17 protein-coding genes are annotated in these 17913 nt (G+C 65.4%); 6 read left to right on the top strand and 11 right to left on the bottom strand.

Going from position 1 to position 17913, the window contains the following annotated elements; all coding sequences use genetic code 11:
- Positions 1-110 precede the first annotated feature (110 nt).
- On the bottom strand, positions 111-2525 hold the full coding sequence (locus JX001_RS09425) for a penicillin-binding protein 1A (RefSeq protein ID WP_205680866.1): 2415 nt from the start codon (positions 2523-2525) through the stop codon (positions 111-113).
- 136 nt (positions 2526-2661) lie between these two features.
- Here JX001_RS09425 and JX001_RS09420 point away from each other — a divergent pair, with 136 nt between their 5' ends.
- The 3 genes from JX001_RS09420 to JX001_RS09410 all read left to right on the top strand — a co-directional run bounded on the left by JX001_RS09420 (position 2662) and on the right by JX001_RS09410 (position 6101).
- Complete coding sequence (locus tag JX001_RS09420) at positions 2662-3090, top strand: organic hydroperoxide resistance protein (RefSeq protein ID WP_205680865.1); 429 nt, start codon at positions 2662-2664, stop codon at positions 3088-3090.
- Between the two features lie 171 nt (positions 3091-3261).
- Positions 3262-4266 (top strand): cobaltochelatase subunit CobS, encoded by a 1005-nt coding sequence (gene cobS / locus JX001_RS09415; RefSeq protein ID WP_055753459.1) that lies wholly within the window; start codon positions 3262-3264, stop codon positions 4264-4266.
- Positions 4267-4388: 122 nt separating this feature from the next.
- A complete protein-coding gene (locus JX001_RS09410; RefSeq protein WP_241004600.1) occupies positions 4389-6101 on the top strand; it encodes a response regulator in 1713 nt (570 codons plus the stop codon).
- On the opposite strand, the gene JX001_RS09405 is transcribed toward JX001_RS09410, so the two are convergent.
- Positions 6098-6454, bottom strand: a complete 357-nt coding sequence (locus JX001_RS09405; RefSeq protein ID WP_205680863.1) for a phage holin family protein — start codon at positions 6452-6454, stop codon at positions 6098-6100. The two genes, JX001_RS09410 and JX001_RS09405, sit on opposite strands and share 4 nt — an antisense overlap.
- Positions 6455-6562: 108 nt before the next feature.
- On the opposite strand from JX001_RS09405, the gene JX001_RS09400 reads away from it, so the two are divergent.
- Positions 6563-7000 (top strand): HIT family protein, encoded by a 438-nt coding sequence (locus tag JX001_RS09400; RefSeq protein ID WP_205680862.1) that lies wholly within the window; start codon positions 6563-6565, stop codon positions 6998-7000.
- Here JX001_RS09400 and JX001_RS09395 read toward each other — a convergent pair.
- The 7 genes from JX001_RS09395 to cyoA form a co-directional block, all read right to left on the bottom strand.
- On the bottom strand, positions 6997-7533 hold the full coding sequence (locus JX001_RS09395; RefSeq protein ID WP_205680861.1) for a response regulator transcription factor: 537 nt from the start codon (positions 7531-7533) through the stop codon (positions 6997-6999). The genes JX001_RS09400 and JX001_RS09395 overlap by 4 nt on opposite strands.
- Entirely contained in the window at positions 7523-8854 is a 1332-nt protein-coding gene (locus tag JX001_RS09390; protein ID WP_241004599.1) for an ATP-binding protein, read from the bottom strand. The genes JX001_RS09395 and JX001_RS09390 overlap by 11 nt, the downstream gene beginning before the upstream one ends.
- Entirely contained in the window at positions 8851-9549 is a 699-nt protein-coding gene (locus JX001_RS09385; protein ID WP_205680860.1) for an SURF1 family protein, read from the bottom strand. Before JX001_RS09385 ends, JX001_RS09390 begins: the two co-directional genes overlap by 4 nt.
- Before the next feature lie 67 nt (positions 9550-9616).
- The gene (gene cyoD, locus JX001_RS09380) at positions 9617-10012 is read right to left on the bottom strand and encodes a cytochrome o ubiquinol oxidase subunit IV (protein ID WP_082465001.1); all 396 of its coding nucleotides are present in this window, start codon (positions 10010-10012) and stop codon (positions 9617-9619) included.
- Complete coding sequence (cyoC, locus tag JX001_RS09375; protein ID WP_205680859.1) at positions 10009-10632, bottom strand: cytochrome o ubiquinol oxidase subunit III; 624 nt, start codon at positions 10630-10632, stop codon at positions 10009-10011. The genes cyoD and cyoC overlap by 4 nt, the downstream gene beginning before the upstream one ends.
- A gap of 2 nt (positions 10633-10634) precedes the next feature.
- A complete protein-coding gene (cyoB, locus tag JX001_RS09370) occupies positions 10635-12638 on the bottom strand; it encodes a cytochrome o ubiquinol oxidase subunit I (RefSeq protein ID WP_205680858.1) in 2004 nt (667 codons plus the stop codon).
- A 13-nt stretch (positions 12639-12651) separates the two neighbouring features.
- A complete protein-coding gene (gene cyoA / locus JX001_RS09365; RefSeq protein WP_241004598.1) occupies positions 12652-13881 on the bottom strand; it encodes a ubiquinol oxidase subunit II in 1230 nt (409 codons plus the stop codon).
- Positions 13882-14091: 210 nt separating this feature from the next.
- Between cyoA and JX001_RS09360 the strand changes: the two genes are divergently transcribed.
- Entirely contained in the window at positions 14092-15444 is a 1353-nt protein-coding gene (locus JX001_RS09360) for an MFS transporter (RefSeq protein ID WP_205680856.1), read from the top strand.
- Positions 15445-15572: 128 nt separating this feature from the next.
- On the opposite strand, the gene JX001_RS09355 is transcribed toward JX001_RS09360, so the two are convergent.
- Positions 15573-16322 carry a sterol desaturase family protein gene (locus tag JX001_RS09355; RefSeq protein ID WP_205680855.1) on the bottom strand — a complete coding sequence of 250 codons (750 nt, stop codon included), beginning with the start codon at positions 16320-16322 and terminating at the stop codon, positions 15573-15575.
- A 74-nt stretch (positions 16323-16396) separates the two neighbouring features.
- On the opposite strand from JX001_RS09355, the gene JX001_RS09350 reads away from it, so the two are divergent.
- Positions 16397-16882, top strand: a complete 486-nt coding sequence (locus JX001_RS09350; RefSeq protein ID WP_205680854.1) for a sterol desaturase family protein — start codon at positions 16397-16399, stop codon at positions 16880-16882.
- Here JX001_RS09350 and fni read toward each other — a convergent pair.
- Complete coding sequence (fni, locus tag JX001_RS09345; RefSeq protein ID WP_205680853.1) at positions 16849-17892, bottom strand: type 2 isopentenyl-diphosphate Delta-isomerase; 1044 nt, start codon at positions 17890-17892, stop codon at positions 16849-16851. The genes JX001_RS09350 and fni overlap by 34 nt on opposite strands.
- Positions 17893-17913: the final 21 nt, after the last annotated feature.

Genomic DNA, 17913 nt, shown 5'->3' with positions numbered 1-17913 from the left:
CGCGACACAACGCCCTCAAGTAGCAAGGCCGGCAGGCCGCGCTATAGGGCAGGATTAATGGAAAACGGCGCGCCACGAGGACGCGCCGTTCGAAAGGCCTACCTAGAGCGTCAGTACAATCCGCTCAAGTCCTCGGCCGGCGCCTTCTTCGGCGGCGGCGGCGCAGTGGGCGCGGGCGACGAGGCGGGCGCGCCGGTGGCGGCCTCCTGCTCGCGGCGGATCACGTCATAGTAGTTCTGCGGTCCGACGGGCCGCGCGGGGCCTGTCGGCCGCGGCGGCGGCGCCTGGCGCTCGGTGCCGGGGCGGAAGGCCTCCTCGATGCCGTTGACGGTCCGGAAAATGGCGTTCTTGGGCCGGACGAACGGGCGAGCCGGTCTTTCCTTCAACGCCGTCTGCATGAACTCCGTGAAGACCGGCACGGCGGCCGAGGCGCCGGCTTCTCCGGATCCCAGAGAGCGGTTGTCGTCAAAGCCGATGAAGACGCCGACGACGATGTCAGTGGTGAAGCCCACGAACCAGGCCGAGCGATATTCATTCGTCGTGCCGGTCTTGCCGGCGACCCAGGGGCCCAGGCCGCGCGCGCTGGCGGCTGTGCCGCGTTGAACGACACCTTCCAGCATGGAGCTCATCTGATAGGCGGTGATCGGGTCGATGACCTGCGTTCCGCGCTGCTGCAGGCGCGGCGACTCCTGGCCCGAGAAACCTCGTCCGCATTCGCGGCAACTGCGATTGTCGGCGCGGAAGATGGTCTCGCCGTCGCGGTCCTGAACATAGTCGATCAGATAGGGCGTCACCCGCCGCCCACCGTTGGCGAAGGCGGAATAGGCGGCCGTGATGTCCAGAGGCGTGACCTCGCCGGCGCCCAGCGAGACCGACAGGTTCGGCGTCATGCCGGGCAGCCCCATCCGATCCGCCTGCTCCACGATCTTCTTCATGCCGACCGACTGGGCCAGCCGCACCGTCATGACGTTGCGCGACAGCTCCAGCCCGCGCCGCAGCGTCTGCGGCCCATAGTATTGGCGGCTGTAGTTCTCCGGCGTCCAGCGCTGACCGTTCGGCCCTCCGGCGAAGCTGATCGGCGCATCCAGCACGATCGACGCCGGGGTGAAGTCGCCCTCAAGAGCCGTGGCGTAAACGAATGGTTTGAACGCCGAACCCGGCTGGCGCTTGGCCTGGGTCGCCCGGTTGAAGCTGGACAGCGCATAGGAATAGCCGCCGACCATCGCCAGCACGCGGCCCGACTGCGGCTCAATGGCGACCAGCGCCCCGTTGACGCGCGGCACCTGCTTCAGGCCGAACTGGCCGCCCTGCGGCTCCACGAAGATCAGTTCGCCGCGTTTCAGCTGACGATTGGCGTTGGCCCAGGCCGCGTCCGACGCCAGCAGCGTGCCGGACTTGTCGTCACGGGCGGTGCGGATGCGGACCGTGTTGCCGCTGACGCTTTCGATGGCGGCGGCCTGCCAGCTGCGGCGCTCGGGCGGCGCCTGTTCCTTCAGCGCGACCGCCTGCCAGCCGTCGGCGAAATCGGTCGTGCCCCACCCGCCGCGCCAGCCGTGACGACGGTCGTAGTTCTCAAGCCCCTGCATCAGGGCCCGGCGCGCCGCCGTCTGCAGCGTCGGGTCCAGGGTCGTGCGCATATAGAAGCCGCCGGCGCGCAGCTGCTCGCCGAACTGGGGATTGGCTGCGGCCTGGCGGCGCGCCTCCTCGACGAAGAAGTCGGCGTCCTTGTAATCCGACCGTTGCGGCGCATCGCGCGTGACCAGAGGCTTGGCGCGGGCCTCGACCAGTTGTTCAGGCGTCAGCCAGCCGCTCTGCTCCATCTCGCCCAGCACCCAGTCACGACGGCCCTTGGCCGCGCCGGGGTGACGCTTGGGGTGATAGTTGTTCGGCCCCTTGGGCAGGGACGCCAGGAAGGCGGCTTCGTCGGGCGTCAGCTGCGCCAGCGACTTGCCGAAATAGTTGTAGGCCGCCGAAGCGATGCCGAACGAGCGATAGCCCAGGAAAATCTCGTTCAGATACAGCTCGAGGATCTGTTCCTTGGACAGGGTCGCCTCCAAGCGATTGGCCAGGATGGCTTCCTTCAGCTTGCGGTTCAGGCTGGATTCGTTGGTCAGCAGGACGTTCTTGGCCACCTGCTGGGTGATGGTCGAGCCGCCTTCCAGCCGGCGTCCCGACGCCAGATTGAAGACGTTCTTCAGCGACGCGCGGCCGATGCCGCCCACATCGATGCCGCCATGCTGGAAGAAGTTGCGATCTTCGGCTGCCAGGAAGGCGTGGATCACCGGCTGGGGAATCTGGTCGTAGGAGACATAGATTCGGCGCTCGTCCGAAAACTCGCCGATCAGGGTGCCGTCGCCGGCATAGACGCGCGTCGCGGTCGGCGGGCGATAGTCCGCCAGCTCCGAGGCATCGGGCAGGTCGTGGAACAGCCACGCCGCATAGACGGCGACGACCAACCCCGCCAGGGCGATGCCGCCCAGCAGAACCATGCCCGCCCACACGAACCAGCGTTCGGCAATCTTCACTGCGTACTCCGACGACGCGCCCCGAAAGGGTGCTTTAGCCCGCGTCGCCCGTGGATGGCTAGAGCCGCGATGCAACGGCCCCTTCCCGTCCGCCGTTAAGCTCCCATCTCAAGCATCCCAACCCAAGGAGCCTGCCATGGAAGTTCTGTATCGCGCCCAATCGACGGCGTCGGGCGGAGGCCGTGAAGACGGTCGTTCGGCCACCGATGACGGCAAGATCGACGTCAAACTGTCGACGCCAACCGAGATGGGCGGCAAGGGCGGCGACGGCACCAACCCCGAGCAGCTCTTCGCCACCGGATACGCCGCCTGCTACCTCGGCGCCCTGCGTCTGGTCAGCGGCAAGGCCGGCACGCCCGTCAGCCCCGACACCAAGGTCACCGCTGGCGTCGGCTTCGGCAAGAACACCAAGGGTGAAGGCTTCAACCTGGATGTCGACCTGACCGTGACCGACCACGGCCTGGACCAGGCCGTCATCGACGACCTGATCGAGAAGGCGCACCAGGTCTGCCCCTACTCCAACGCCACGCGCAATAACGTCGATGTTCGGCTGGAAGCCAAGTAAAAGACCTCCGCTCATCCCCGCGAAAGCGGGGACCCAGTGCTTCGGGCGACGATCAATGCCGTCTTCAACAGGTCATCGTCCGACGCACTGCCGAGCAAAAGAACTGGATCCCCGCTTTCGCGGGGACGAGCGGGGTTTAAGTGATCCGAAACGTGCGCTAATCGCACAGGCATGACCTCCCCGCTCGACGCCTCCCCCGATCCCCTGCTGACGCTCGAACCGCATCGCCGCGTGACCCTGCGCGAAGCCTTCGGCGTGGACAGCGACATGACCGTGCCCGCCTTCGACGAGCGCGACAGCCATGTGCCCGAGATCGACGAGGCCTATCGCTTCGATCCCCAGACGACGATCGCCATCTGCGCCGGCTTCGCCTTCGACCGCCGCGTCATGGTCCAGGGCTATCACGGCACCGGCAAGTCGACCCACATCGAACAGGTCGCCGCCCGCCTGAACTGGCCGCTGGTGCGCGTGAACCTGGACAGCCACGTCAGCCGGATCGACCTGATCGGCAAGGACGCCATCGTCCTGAAGGACGGCAAGCAGATCACCGAGTTCCGCGAAGGCATCCTGCCCTGGTCGCTGCAACGCCCCATCGCCCTGGTCTTCGACGAATATGACGCCGGTCGGCCCGACGTGATGTTCGTGATCCAGCGCGTGCTGGAGGCCCAGGGTCGCCTGACCCTGCTGGACCAGAACCGCGTCATCCGCCCGAACCGCTATTTCCGCCTGTTCGCCACGACCAACACCATCGGCCTGGGCGACACCACGGGCCTGTATCACGGCGCGCAGCAGATCAATCAGGCCCAGCTGGACCGCTGGAACATCGTCACCACGCTCAACTATCTCGATCACGACGTAGAGGCCGAGATCGTCGCCGCCAAGGTGCCCGAGTGGAAGGACGCCGAGGGCCGCCGCCGGATCGCCGCCATGGTCCGCGTCGCCGACATGACCAGGAATGCCTTCATGAACGGCGATATCTCGACCGTCATGTCGCCCCGCACGGTCATCACCTGGGCCCAGAACGCCCAGATCTTCAACGACGACCTGGGCCTCAGCTTCCGCCTGACCTTCCTGAACAAGTGCGACGAGCTGGAACGCCCGACCATCGCCGAGTTCTACCAGCGCGCCTTCGGCGAGGACCTGCCCGAGGCCGCGACGCGAGTGAAGGTGGGCTGACGACAAGCTCCGATTGAGAGCTCATTAAGTTTCACCCGGTATGGCCACGCTTGACGCGGGGCTTGGTGGCATTGGCTGACAGTACGGATTACCTAACGGCCTACGCTGGTCGCTACCGGGACATGTTCCCTGTGCGGCTGGCGACGATCGCCGCTATCGTGGCCTTGACGTTCTGGGTCATGGGATGGGGATGGGCAGCGGCTTTCGGCCTGTTTCAGTTCGGCCTCTATGTTCCTTTGTGGCAGGCCGTTCAGACAGCGCTGGCACGGCCTGATGCACCCGCCGCAGCGCGTAGGTTCCGCCGGTCTGCCGAGATCGTCACCCTTTGTCTTGCCAGCCATAACGCCGTGTTCATTCTGGCCGCCTGGCAGGCTCAGCCTCAACACCTCGACTATCTCCGCCTGCTCCTGGCCGGCAATCTGATGGTCGGCGCCCATCAGGTGCACGTAAGCCGCGCAAGCTTTGTCGCTGCCGTTCTGCCGCCATCCATCGCCGCGATGGTGATCGCCTCGTACCAGGTCGGTTCGGATCCTCGCCTTCTAGGCGCAGTGGCGCTGTTCGTCGTCGGCGTCATTGCGGCGGCCTGGCGTCAATGGCGCAGCGACCGCGAGAGCATTGAGCTGATGAGCGCATTGTCGGAGCGTTCGCGCGAGCTGCGGGCCGCCCTGGCCGAGGCCGAGGTGAACCGCTCCGCCGCCGAACGCGCGAACAAGGCCAAATCCCGCTTCCTTGCGATGATCAGCCACGAGGTCCGCACCCCGCTGAACGTCATCCTGGGCCTGACCGAGGTGCTGCGTGGTCGTCCACGTCCAGCGGCGGAAACCACCATCGTCACAGATATGGCGGACGCAGGGGGCATGTTGCTGCGGCTGTTGAACGGGGCTTTGGACATCTCCAAGATTGAGTCCGGACAGGCCGAGCTCCAACTCGCCCCGGTCGATCTCGCCGGACGGCTCGACGCCATCGCCCGTATCTGGCGCTCCCGCGTGGAGGAACTGGGCCTGACGCTGGAGATCGAACGGCAGGGCTCGCCCGAGCATTTTGTCGTCATGACCGACGAGGCCCGGGTGGAACAGGTGCTGATCAACTATCTGTCCAACGCCCTGAAGCTGACGCCACATGGCGCCATCCGCATTTTGGCCCGCGCACTCCCCGCCTCAGATGGGCGCATCGACCTGGATTTCGAGGTCCACGACCAGGGACCAGGCGTGCCGGGGGATCAACGCGAACGCATTTTCGAGCCCTTCGAACAACTCGCCGCCGGACGTGCGGCAGGCGGAACAGGTCTGGGGTTGGCCCTGTGTCGCGCCAGCGTCGAAGCGCTGGGCGGGGCTCTTGGCGTTCGGTCCGCGCGGCCGGGGGGGGCTGTCTTCTGGTTCCGTTTCACCGCCGACTGCGCGACACCTGCAATCGATTCCTCGCACGCTGCACCCGCGCTGAACCTGCCTGATCGGCGGCCTCGGATCCTCGCCGCCGAGGATCATCCCGCCAATCGCAAGCTTCTGACGCTACTGCTGGAACAATTTGGCGTCCAATTGACGCTTGTCGAGAATGGAAGAGAGGCGGTCGCCGCCGTGCGGGATCAAACCTTTGACCTCGTGCTGATGGATGTGATGATGCCCGTGATGGACGGCGTGGAAGCCTTGGTCGCTATCCGCGCCGATGAAGCCGCATCCGGCGGCCGTCGCACCCCGATACACATGTTGACGGCCAATGTGTTCGACGATGACGTTGCACGCTACAGGGCGGCCGGCGCCGATGGGGTGTTGAGAAAGCCCATCGAGATCGCCGCACTTCAGAGCGTCATCATGGGCGCCCTTTTGGCGGACGCCTAGCGCCGCGCCTCTTCGCCGTCGATGAAGGCGCCGGCGATCCAGCTGACAACGCCGGTCACGATGGCGGCTCCGATGCCGGCCCAAAGGCCGTTGACCACGAAGCCGTCCAGGAAGACCGAGGTCAGCCCGATCATGGCGGCGTTCACCACCAGCAGGAACAGACCCAGCGTCACGACGGTGATCGGGAAGGTCAGCACCACCAAAATCGGCCGCACGAAGGCGTTGACCAGACCCAGAACGATGGCGGCCGCGATCAGCGATCCGGTGCTGTTGAAATCGACGCCCGGCACGATCTGGGCGGACAGCCACAGGCCCGCCATCGTGACCAGCGCCTGGATGATGAAACGGATCATGACGGCTCTCGTTACGTTCAAGCGTGACCATAATGCACGACGTTGAGGAAGGCTCCCCCTTCGCGAACGGCGCTGCTATCGAAGGTCCGAACCGCACGGAGACCGCCCATGAGCCTGCACGGCGCCTATGACACCAACAACATCTTCGCCAAGATCCTGCGCGGCGACATTCCGTCGGTGAAAGTGTGGGAGGACGACCACGTCCTGGCCTTCATGGACGTCTTTCCCCAGTCGGAAGGCCACGTCCTGATCATCGCCAAACAGTCCCAGGCGCGTAATCTGCTGGAGATCGAGCCCGAGGTGCTGGCCCGCGTGATCGCCGCCCTGCAACGCACGGCCAAGGCAGTCGAGAAAGCGCTGAAGCCCGAGGGCCTGTCGATCCTGCAGTTCAATGGCGAGGCGGGCGGACAGACGGTCTTCCATCTGCATTTCCACATCGTGCCGCGCTGGACCGATCGTGAGATGAAGGGTCACGGCCATGCGCCGATGGCGGATACGGCTACCTTACGGGCGCTGGCCGACCGGATCGCGGCCGAACTGGACTAGGTGACGCGACGCTTTTCCAGCTTTCGCGCCAGGGTGCGGCGGTGCATGCCCAACCGCCGCGCCGCCTCCGAGATGTTGAAGTCGGTCTCCACCAGCGTCTCGTGGATCCGCTCCCACTCCAACGTCTTGATCGAGGTGGGGCGCGTGCCCAGCGGCGTCTCGGCGTCGCCGTCGGCCCGGCCGAAGGCGGCTTCGATGTCATCGGTGCTGGCGGGCTTGGCCAGATAGTGCCGGGCGCCCAGCTTGATCGCCTCGACCGCAGTAGCGATGCTGGCGAAGCCGGTCAGGACAACGATGTTCATCTCGGGGTCGAAGGCGTGCAAAGCCTCGACGCAGGTCAGGCCGGAATGCCCGCCCAGCTTCAGATCGACGACCGCATAGCCGGGGCGATGCGTCTTCAGCACCTCGGCCATCTGGTCGGGATTGGCGGCGGTGACGACCGTGTAGCCGCGTCGTTCGAACGAGCGTCGCAGGGTGGTCGAAAACGATTCGTCGTCCTCGACGATCAGCAGCAATCTGGCGTCATCGGTCATGCGCGGTCTCATCCGTCGGCGCCAACGCCGAAAGCGGCAGGGTCAGACGCACTTCTGCGCCGCCCGCCGCCGGATTGGAAGCCTCGACCCGACCGCCTAATGACCGGATCACATTCATCAGCAGGAACAGGCCAAGCCCGGCGCCGGGCCTGGGCTTGGTGGAGTTGTAGGGCTTGCCCCAGGCCTGAAGGATCGCCGGCGGGAATCCTGGTCCGTCGTCACGGACAGCAATGCCGAAATCCTCGTCCGTGCGCGTCGTGGTCACGGTGATGCGGCTCGCTCCGGCCTCGACCGCATTGTCGAACAGCACGCCCAGCACCTGACGCAGGGCGGGGTCGGCGATGATCGACGGGTTCTGAGCCAGTTCGTCGCGGATCTGCACTGCCACACCATCGCCGCTCCAACTGGCCACCACATCGGCGACGAAGGCCCGCAGAGTCGTGCGCTCAGGCGCCTGTCCCCTCGCCTCCCCGGCCGACATCAGGATGCCGGTGACGATGGCCTTGCAGCGTTCGACCTCGGCCCGCATCACCGTCATGTCCTGGGCCAGGTCGGCGTCCTGGGTCAGGGCCGGCATCCGCTTCCAGTCACTGAGAATCACCGACAGCGAAGCCAGTGGCGTTCCCAGCTCATGGGCCGCGCCCGACGCCAGCAGGCCCATGCGGACGATATGATCATGCTCGGCCGTCTGCTGGCGCAAGGCGGCCATGGAGGCGTCGCGCTCGCGCAGGTTCTGGCTGATCCGGGTGACGAACAGCACCAGCAGCACAGCCATCAGAACGAAACAGATCAGACTGCCCTGTAGATAGAGGCTGAGCAGCGAATCCCCGCGCGCCGGCGGCAGGTTCAGCGGGCGGGAATGCAGGCCCAGCCCGGCGAAACACAGGCTGGTGATGGCGATCAGCGCCCAGGCATAGACCGGCGCCAGCAGCACCGCCCCCAAGACGACTTGCAGCAGATATAGCGCCACAAACGGATTGGCCGCGCCCCCGGTCAGGAACAGCAGCCAGGTCAGGGCCGCCACGTCCGCCAAGAGGGCGATCATCAGCGCCTGATCCTCGACCTCCTGTCGGCGCACGGTCAACGGCGCGCTGACCAGATTGACCAGCACCAGACCCGCCGGCGCCGCCAGCAACCACAGAACCGGCAGCGGGATCCGCATCACATATTGGACCAGCAGGATCGTCGCCACCTGCCCCGCGACCGCCAGCCAGCGCAGTTGGATCAGCAGCAGCATATTGCGGCGGTTGGCCCCGCCGTGGGTCGCGACCCCGCCCCTGAGCCCCAGGCCCAGCAGCCTCTGTACCGTTGTCGTCGTCACGACCTGTTGCGCCTGCCGTCGCGCAGGAACAGCCACAGACCGACCAGGGTCAGCAGCGCCATGCCGAACCAGGTCAGCGCATAGACCAGATGGCTGTTGGCGAACCGGATCACCGTCAGTCCTCCGCGCGGCCATCCGCCCGGGTTCGGGCTGGCGTTCGCATCAATGAAATAGGGCGCGACGGTCGACAGGCCGCGCCGCGCCGCGATCGCCGCGACGTCGCGAGACCGCCAGCGATCACCGGCCGGATCATTGGCGCGCAGAAAGCCGCCCTTGGGCTCGGTGATCCGGAGCAGTCCCGTCACACGCTGTGGCCCCTCGACCTGACCATCGGCGCGAACGGCCGGATCGCGTCGGCCAGCGGGCACAAAGCCGCGATTGATCAGGACGGTGAAGCCCCGGTCGTCAACCAGCGGCGTCATGATCCAGAAGCCGCCGCCGGCGTCGGTCACCGCCTGAACCAGGGTTTCCTTGTCGTGCAGGAATCGACCGTGAACCGTGACGCGGCGGTACTGATCCTTGTCGCGCGTCACGCCGGCCCATTGGGTCGGGCCAGGCGCTGGAATGGCGGTCGCGTGAACGCGGGCATCGACCTGGGCGATCAGATTGGTCTTCCAGGCCAGGCGCTGAACCTGCCACCCGCCCAGCGCCAAAAGGCCGACGAACAGCGCCAGGCCCGCGACCACGACCGCCATGCGGAAGGATCGCGAACGTCTGGCCTTGCCGCCGGCCGGGGCTGAGGACGGGTCCTTGATCTCGACCTCAGCCGCCCATCTGCGCCATGTCGTGCGTCATGGGCATCATATTGGTGTTCAGGTGGTACATGACCCACAGCGAACCCGACAGGGCGATGACCACCACGATGATGGTGAAGATCAGAGCCAGCATGATCCAGCCGCCTTCGGACTTGGAGTTCATGTGCAGGAAGTAGATCATGTGCACCACGATCTGCACCACGGCGAAGCCCATGACGATCAGAGCCGTCGCCTGGGTCGGCAGAACGCCGGTCATGACCAGGGCGAACGGGATGGCCGTCAGGATCACCGACAGCACGAAGCCGATCATATAGCTCTTGAAGGAGCCGTGATTGTGCCCCTCGTGACCCAGGTGGTCGGTCTCGTGAGACTCCGGCGAATGGTCGTTCATGTCGGCGCTCATCGCAGCATGCCCAGCAGATAGACGAAGGTGAAGACGCCGATCCAGATGACGTCCAGGAAGTGCCAGAACATCGACAGGCACATCAGGCGGCGTTTGTTGGCGGGGATCAGGCCCTTCATGCTGACCTGAACCATCAGCGTCACCAGCCAGATGATGCCGAAGGTGACGTGCAGGCCGTGGGTTCCCACCAGGGTGAAGAAGGCCGACAGGAAGGCGCTGCGTTGGGGCGTCGCGCCCTCATGGATCAGGTGCGCGAACTCGTAGAGTTCGATCCCCAAGAACGCGAGGCCGAACAGGCCGGTGATCGCCAGCCAAACGAGCGTCTGACGCTGGTTGTTCCGATCCATCGCCAGCATGGCGAAGCCATAGGTGATCGACGAGAACAGCAGCATGGCGGTGTTGACCGCCACCAGCTCTAGATCGAACAGCTCCTTGGGCCCCGGCCCGGCGGCGTAGTTGCCGCCCAGCACGCCGAACACGGCGAACAGCATCGCAAAGATGAGGCAGTCGCTCATCAGATAGAGCCAGAAGCCCAGCATGGTGCTGGAGCCTTCCTCGTGATGCGGCTCCTCTTCCAGGTGGAAGACGGTCCGGTCGATCTCGGTCGCAGTCGCGCTCATGATCAGGCCTCCGTTCCGGCCAGGGCGCGGGTGCGCGCCTCTTCTGTCGCGCGGACCTCATCCTCGGGGATGTAGTAGTCACGCTTGTAGTTGAAGGTATGGCCGATCGAGACGGCCAACACCCCGATGAAACTGATGGCGGCCAGCCACCAGATGTACCAGATCAAGGCCAGCCCCATCACCAGGCACAGGCCCGAGATGATGATCCCCGCCCCGGTGTTCGAGGGCATGTGGATCGCCTTGTACCCGCTCAGCGGACGCTGATAGCCCTGCTTCTTCATGTCCCACCAGGCGTCGGCGTCATGGACGTAGGGCGTGGCGGCGAAGTTGTAGGCCGGCGGCGGCGACGAGGTCGCCCACTCCAGCGTGCGGCCGCCCCACGGGTCCCCCGTGGTGTCGCGCAGCTTGTCGCGGTTGATGATCGACACGGCGAACTGGATGAACATGGCCGCGATGCCTAGGGCGATGACGCCGGCGCCGATGGCCGCGATGACGAACCAGATTTGCAGCGAGGGATCGTCAAACACCCGCATCCGGCGCGTCACGCCCATCAGGCCCAGCACATACAGCGGCAGGAAGGCCAGCCAGAAGCCGGGCACCCAGCACCAGAAGCTGATCAGGCCCCACTTCTTGTCCAGCTTGAAGCCGAACGCCTTGGGCCACCAGAAGTTGATCGCCGCGAACAGGCCGAACAGCACGCCGCCGATGATGACGTTGTGGAAGTGGGCAATCAGGAACAGCGAGTTGTGCAGCACGAAGTCGGCCGGCGGCACCGCCAGCAGCACACCCGTCATCCCGCCGATCACGAAGGTCAGCATGAAGGCGACCAACCACATCATCGGCAGCTCGAACCGGATGCGCCCGCGGTACATCGTGAACAGCCAGTTGAAGATCTTCGCGCCCGTCGGGATCGAGATGATCATCGTCGTGATGCCGAAGAAGCTGTTCACCGAGGCGCCCGAGCCCATGGTGAAGAAGTGGTGCAGCCAGACCAGGTAGGACAGGATCGTGATGACGACCGTGGCGTAGACCATGGAGGTATAGCCGAACAGCTTCTTGCCCGAAAAGGTCGAGGCGATCTCCGAGAAGACGCCGAACAGCGGCAGGATCAGGATGTAGACTTCCGGGTGCCCCCAGATCCAGATCAGGTTCACGTACATCATCGGGTTGCCGCCGAAGTCGTTCGTGAAGAAGTTGGTGCCGACGTAACGGTCCAGCGTCAGTAGGGCCAGGACGGCGGTCAGGACCGGGAAGGACGCCACGATCAGCACGTTGGTGCACAGCGAGGTCCAGGTGAAGACCGGCATCTTCATCATGCCCATGCCGGGCGCGCGCATCTTCACGATCGTCGCGATCAGGTTGATGCCGGACAGCGTTGTCCCGACCCCCGCGATCTGCAACGCCCAAATGTAGTAGTCGACCCCGACGCCGGGGCTGTAGCCGATACCCGACAGCGGCGGATAGGCTAGCCAGCCTGTGCGTGCGAACTCGCCCACAAACAGCGAGGCCATGACGATGATGGCGCCGGCCGTGGTCATCCAGAAGCTGAAGTTGTTCAGGAAGGGGAAGGAGACATCGCGCGCGCCGATCTGCAGCGGCACGACATAGTTCATGATGCCCGTCACCAGCGGCATGGCCACGAAGAAGATCATGATCACGCCGTGGGCGGTGAAGATCTGATCATAGTGGTGCGCGTTCAGATAACCTTCGGACCCGCCGAAGGCCATCGCCTGTTGCAGGCGCATCATGATGGCGTCGGCGAAGCCGCGCACGAACATGATCAGACCCAGGATCATGTACATGATCCCGATCTTCTTGTGGTCCACCGTGGTGAACCATTCCTTCCAGAGATAGCCCCATAGCTTGAAATAGGTCAGGGCGCCGAACAGGGCGAGACCGCCCAGCAGCACGACCGACATGGTCACGACCAGTATCGGCTCGTGCAACGGCAGAGCCTCAAGCGTGAGGCGCCCGAAGATTAGCGGAATGAGTTGATCAGCGTTCATCGACTGTGTTCGCTCAGGCGTTGGGGGCGGAACGGACGTCGGTCGGAACCGGCCCCGTGGCGAAGGGATTGCGGGCCAGCGTCGTCAGCGAGGCCATCGGAGTTTGACCGGGCGACAACCCCTGCCCGGTCAGGCGCTCCAGGCTGGTCGGTCCGGCGACCGTATCCAGTTCGGCGCGGCGCATGCGGTCGGCGGCGGCCGCCTCGGCCTGCAGCGGGGTGCAGATCGTCATGACGTAGCTGTCGTTGGAGCCGAAGTAGGCGGGCGATTTTCCGCGACCGGCGTATTTGTCATAGACCAGCGGCATGGTGTTGCGCACCGACGCCATGGACAGGCCACCCTGTTTGTCGATGGCCATCATCTCGCCCATGCACATCTTGCCCGGCTCGACGCACATGTTGAGGATTGCGTCCCACAACATGCCGTCAACGTTGGAGAAGCGCATGACCGGCACCTTCTCGCTGGGCTTTTCCAGCTCCAGATAGCGGTCGCGGTCCAGCGTCTGGCCGCCCTGGCGCACGCCGGCGATCCATTGATCGAACCCGGACTGATCCAGACCGTGGAACGCGAAGCGCATGTGCGAGAAGCCGTCGCCGGAATAGTTGGCCGAGAAGCCTTCGTATTCGCCCGGACGGTTGATGACGGCGTGCAGCTTCGTCTCCATGCCAGGCATGGCGTAGATTTGACCGGCCAGGGCGGGAATGTAGAAGCTGTTCATCACCGAGGATGAGGTGATGTGGAAACGGATCGGGCGATCCACCGGCGCGGCCAGCTCATTGACCGTGGCGACGCCGTACTGTGGGTAGATGAACATCCACTTCCAGTCGAGCGCGACGACATTGACCTGCAACGGCTCCACGCTTTCCTCGACGGCCTGACCCGGCTTGATCCGGTCGATCGGACGATAGGGGTCCAGCAGGTGCGTGCCGGCCCAGGTCAGGGCGCCCAGGCAGATGATGATCATCAGCGGCGCGGCCCAGATGACTAGCTCCAACGACGTGGAGTGGTCCCAGTCGGGACGGTAGTCGGCCTCGGCCTCCTTGTTCGACGCCCGATACTTCCAGGCGAAGAACACGATCAGCGCCATGACCGGCACGATGATGATCAGCATCAACAGGGTTGAGATCATCAGCAGATCGCCCTGCTGGGCGGCGACGTCGCCGGCAGGGTTCAGCACGACCAGATTGCAGGCCGACAGCAGGGCCACGACGGGCGCGAGCAAAAGTAGACGCAAACGGCGCAAGGCGGGTCCAATCGGAAAGCGTCGGGCAAGCGGGAGGCGCCGCGACGGTTGGCGTTCGAACTGCGCCCGATAGTCAGCTTCAACCTGGAACGACATTGGACAATCTGTCCTATCCTCTTGAGGCCGCTTTCATCGCAAAGGCCGCGCGGTCATAATGCGGCGACCTGCCGTACGGCCGATAATTCAGTCTCACACGGAGCGACCAAGCCCATGTCCGCCTCGACGACCCCTTCGTCAGAGTCGCTGGAACGCGACGCCGCCGCCCTTCACACGGGTCATGGCAAGGTTGACGCCGGCGAGATCGCCATCGGCGTCATTATCGGCCGAACTTCCGAGTTTTTCGACTTCTTTGTTTACGCCATCGCCTCGGTGGTCGTTTTCCCGCAGTTGATCTTCCCCTATGCGGGCGCGGTGGGCGGCACCCTGCTCTCCTTCGCCGTCTTCGCCCTGGCCTTCCTGTTCCGTCCGCTGGGCACGGTCCTGTTCATCGCCATCGACCGCAAGTTCGGGCGCGGCGCGAAGCTGACGACCGCCCTGCTGCTGCTGGGCACCTCCACCGTGTCGGTCGCCTTCATCCCCGGATATGAAAGCATCGGCATGTGGGCTCCGGTGCTGCTGGCCCTGACCCGTATCGGCCAAGGCGTCGCCTTGGGCGGCACCTGGGACGGTCTGGCCTCGCTGCTCGCGCTGAACGCGCCCGAGAAGAAGCGCGGCTGGTACGCCATGATCCCGCAACTCGGCGCGCCCATCGGCCTGCTGGTGGCCTCGGCGCTGTTCGCCTTCTTCCTGAACACGCTCTCGGCGCCCGATTTCCTGGATTGGGGCTGGCGCTATCCGTTCTTCGTGGCCTTCGCGATCAACGTCGTGGCCCTGTTCGCCCGTCTGCGCATCGTGGTGACGCCGGCCTTCCAGAAGCTGTTCGAGACGCGCGAGCTTCAGCCCACGCCGATCAGTCAGGCCCTGCGCGACGAAGGCCCCAAGATCGCCATCGGCGCCTTCGCCCCGCTCGCCAGCTTCGCCATGTTCCACATGGTCACCGTCTTCCCGCTGTCGTGGGTGTTCCTGTTCACCAAGGAAACGCCGGTCCGCTTCCTGCTGATCGAAATGGTCGGCGCCGTCTTTGGCCTGCTGGCCATCCTGGCTTCGGGCATTCTGGCCGACCGCTACGGCCGCCGCACGTTGCTGGCCATCACGGCCGCCGGCATCGCCGCCTTCTCGGGCTTTGCGCCGCAGCTGCTGAACGGCGGCCCGGTCGGCGAGCTGACCTTCATGATCTCCGGCTTCATCCTGCTGGGCCTGTCGTTCGGCCAGGCCTCGGGCCCGGTGGCCTCCAGCTTCAGCCTGACCAACCGCTATACCTCCTCGGCCCTGACCTCAGACCTGGCCTGGTTGTTCGGCGCCGGATTTGCGCCCCTGGCGGCCCTGTGGATCTCCAGCCAGTTCGGTCTGATCGCCGCCGGCGCCTATCTGCTGTCGGGCGCCGTCTGCACCCTCTTGGCCCTGTGGCTTAACCGCGAACTGGCCCGCAGCTCCTCCGACAAGGACCGCGCCAAGACGGCCTGATCCTTCGGATCATTCACAAAAGGACACGGCCCGCAGTCGCCTGCGGGTCGTGTTGTGTTTGGGGCTATGGCTGGGTCAGGTTTGCGTCAGATCGCCCCGCGGCGAGGCGGTGAAGGTCGTCACCGTCTTCAAGTGAGAGGGTTTCGCGGCGATGGCCGATCTAGCTGTGAAATCTCGCTGCCTGCCCATCGGTCCCACATCTGGAAGTAGAGGCCATAGTTGCCGTTGAAACGTTTGTGGTGCGCGTCGTGGTGGGTGGCGGTGATCATCCAGCACAGGGGGGCGCGTTTCAGCCAGGACGCGGGCCAGACCTCCCGACCCGCGTGATTCAGCACGGCCGTGGCGGTCATCAGGGTCAGCAGCGCCAGAGCTACGCCCCAGTGAATAGGGATGAAGAGGGTCAGGGCCGGCAGGAACCAGGCCGTGGCGATCGCCTCGGCCGGATCAAAAGCGAAGGAGGCGAAGGCGCTGGGATCGCGCGACCGGTGGTGTTCGGCGTGGGCCCAGGGGAAGATGCGCGGGTGGTGCAGCCCGCGGTGGACCCAATAGTAGAAGGCGTCGTGCGCCAGCATATAGACGATGAAGCTGGCGGGCAGCCACCACACCGGCCAGGCATGGATATCGTCGTAGATCGCCGTCCCGCCGCGCTTCCAGAGTTCGATGACGAATGCGGCCGGCAAGGCGTAGATCGGGCACGCGATCAGGGACGCGATGATTTCGGCGCGGACGCGTTTCGCCACTGGCGGCCTGTGGTTCAGCTGACGTCCCCGTCCTGCACCGCCCCACAGCAAGCCATGGGTCACAACGCCGACCAGTAGGTAGCGGACGCCGATGATCAGGCTGAGCGCGAGGGTGGTGACGAACAGGTCCTTCAACATGGGCGCACAGACGGCGAAACGTCACGCCGGGTCAAGTCGTGACGCGCAGGGCTGAAAGCGCCTATGATGCGGTCATGTCCTGGCCGACGATGATCCTGCTGTTCCTCGCTACCTTCCTGGGGATGGAGGTCTTCGCCTGGGCGATGCATCGCTATGTCATGCACGGCCTGCTGTGGACCTGGCACCGCAGCCATCACGAGCCGCACGACGACGTGCTGGAGAAGAACGACCTGTTCGCCGTGGTGTTCGCCGCCCCGGCCATCGTCTTCGTCGCCTTGGGCCTGCACGTCTGGCCCTGGGCACTGCCGATCGGCCTGGGTGTCACAGCCTATGGACTGATCTATTTCTTCTTTCACGACGGGCTGGTGCATCGCCGTTTCCCGACGGGGATCGCGGGGCGCTCGGGGTTTTGGACGCGCCGCATTCAGGCGCATAGGCTGCATCATGCGGTGCGGACGCGCGAGGGCTGCGTGTCGTTCGGCTTCCTATGGGTGCGGTCGGCGCGCGCGCTGAAGGCCGAACTGTCTCAGAAACGCGGCTCATCCAGCAACGGAGCCTGAGCCAGGGCGGCGAGGTCCGCCGATCCGGTGCAGAAACAGGCCAGTCGCAGCTGGGCCGCCATCAGGTCCAGATGATCCACCACCGCCTCGGTCGAGGTCAGCGCCGCCTCGAGCACCCCGGCCGCCTGACCGACTAGGCAAGCGCCTAGCCGGATCGCGCGCGCTGCATCCAGCCCGTCGCGGATGCCGCCCGACCCCATCAGATCCAGTTCCGGCGCGGCCTCGGCGCAGTCTAGCAGGCTGCGCGCCGTCGGTACGCCCCAGCCGGCGAAGGGTGCGGCCAGCGCTTCCGCCCGACCGCCCGTGGCTCGCGCGCCCTCGATCAGGCCCCAGTTGGTGCCCCCCGCTCCGGCCACGTCCAGCGCGGCGACGCCCATGTCCGCCAAGCGGCGCGCCACCGCGCCCGACAGGCCGGCGCCGGTCTCCTTGACGATCAGACGACCCGGGAAAGCCGCCGCGACCTGTTCGATGCCTTGCGCCACGCCGCGCCAGTCTCGATCGCCCTCGGGCTGAATGCCTTCCTGCAATGGATTGAGATGAAGGATCAGGGCGTCGGCGCCGATCATCTCCATGGCCCGCCGCGCCTCGTCGACGCCATAGCCCAGGGCAAACTGCACGGCGCCCAGGTTGGCTAAAATCATCGCATCGGGGGCGCGGCGTCGCAGATCCAGTCCCAAACCCACACCACCTTCCGTCTCCAGCGCCACACGCTGTGAGCCGACAGCCAGAACGACGCCCAGGGCCTGGGCCGCCTCGGCCAACCGCGTATTGATCGCCTCGGCCCGCGACGGCCCGCCGGTCATCGAACTGATCAGGAACGGCAAGGCGACCCGTCGCCCCAGAAAGCGCGTCGCCAGATCGATGGCGTCATGATCGATATCCGGCAGGGCGTCGTGAACAAAACGGACGGCGTCCAGACCCGAGGTCGTCTGGCTGACGCCTCGCCCAGCCCGCACGTGGTCGATGTGTTCGTCCTTGCGCCGGATCAAGGCATCGGCGTCGGTGGACATCGCAAACGGCTCCTGGCGGGT

Source organism: Brevundimonas fontaquae, assembly GCF_017086445.1.
GTDB lineage: Bacteria > Pseudomonadota > Alphaproteobacteria > Caulobacterales > Caulobacteraceae > Brevundimonas > Brevundimonas fontaquae.
This window is presented reverse-complemented; position numbering and strand designations above follow the sequence as displayed.

What these genes read in the sequence shown, in the direction of transcription:
- JX001_RS09410 (WP_241004600.1), top strand. Translation starts at nt 4,389, where the DNA reads ATGTTCCCTGTGCGGCTGGCGACGATCGCCGCTATCGTGGCCTTGACG.
- JX001_RS09350 (WP_205680854.1), top strand. Translation starts at nt 16,397, where the DNA reads ATGTCCTGGCCGACGATGATCCTGCTGTTCCTCGCTACCTTCCTGGGG.
- cyoC (WP_205680859.1), bottom strand. Translation starts at nt 10,632, where the DNA reads ATGAGCGCGACTGCGACCGAGATCGACCGGACCGTCTTCCACCTGGAA.
- fni (WP_205680853.1), bottom strand. Translation starts at nt 17,892, where the DNA reads ATGTCCACCGACGCCGATGCCTTGATCCGGCGCAAGGACGAACACATC.
- JX001_RS09385 (WP_205680860.1), bottom strand. Translation starts at nt 9,549, where the DNA reads ATGGCGGTCGTGGTCGCGGGCCTGGCGCTGTTCGTCGGCCTTTTGGCG.
- JX001_RS09395 (WP_205680861.1), bottom strand. Translation starts at nt 7,533, where the DNA reads ATGACCGATGACGCCAGATTGCTGCTGATCGTCGAGGACGACGAATCG.
- JX001_RS09355 (WP_205680855.1), bottom strand. Translation starts at nt 16,322, where the DNA reads ATGTTGAAGGACCTGTTCGTCACCACCCTCGCGCTCAGCCTGATCATC.
- JX001_RS09420 (WP_205680865.1), top strand. Translation starts at nt 2,662, where the DNA reads ATGGAAGTTCTGTATCGCGCCCAATCGACGGCGTCGGGCGGAGGCCGT.
- JX001_RS09360 (WP_205680856.1), top strand. Translation starts at nt 14,092, where the DNA reads ATGTCCGCCTCGACGACCCCTTCGTCAGAGTCGCTGGAACGCGACGCC.
- JX001_RS09405 (WP_205680863.1), bottom strand. Translation starts at nt 6,454, where the DNA reads ATGATCCGTTTCATCATCCAGGCGCTGGTCACGATGGCGGGCCTGTGG.
- JX001_RS09400 (WP_205680862.1), top strand. Translation starts at nt 6,563, where the DNA reads ATGAGCCTGCACGGCGCCTATGACACCAACAACATCTTCGCCAAGATC.
- cyoB (WP_205680858.1), bottom strand. Translation starts at nt 12,638, where the DNA reads ATGAACGCTGATCAACTCATTCCGCTAATCTTCGGGCGCCTCACGCTT.
- cobS (WP_055753459.1), top strand. Translation starts at nt 3,262, where the DNA reads ATGACCTCCCCGCTCGACGCCTCCCCCGATCCCCTGCTGACGCTCGAA.
- cyoD (WP_082465001.1), bottom strand. Translation starts at nt 10,012, where the DNA reads ATGAGCGCCGACATGAACGACCATTCGCCGGAGTCTCACGAGACCGAC.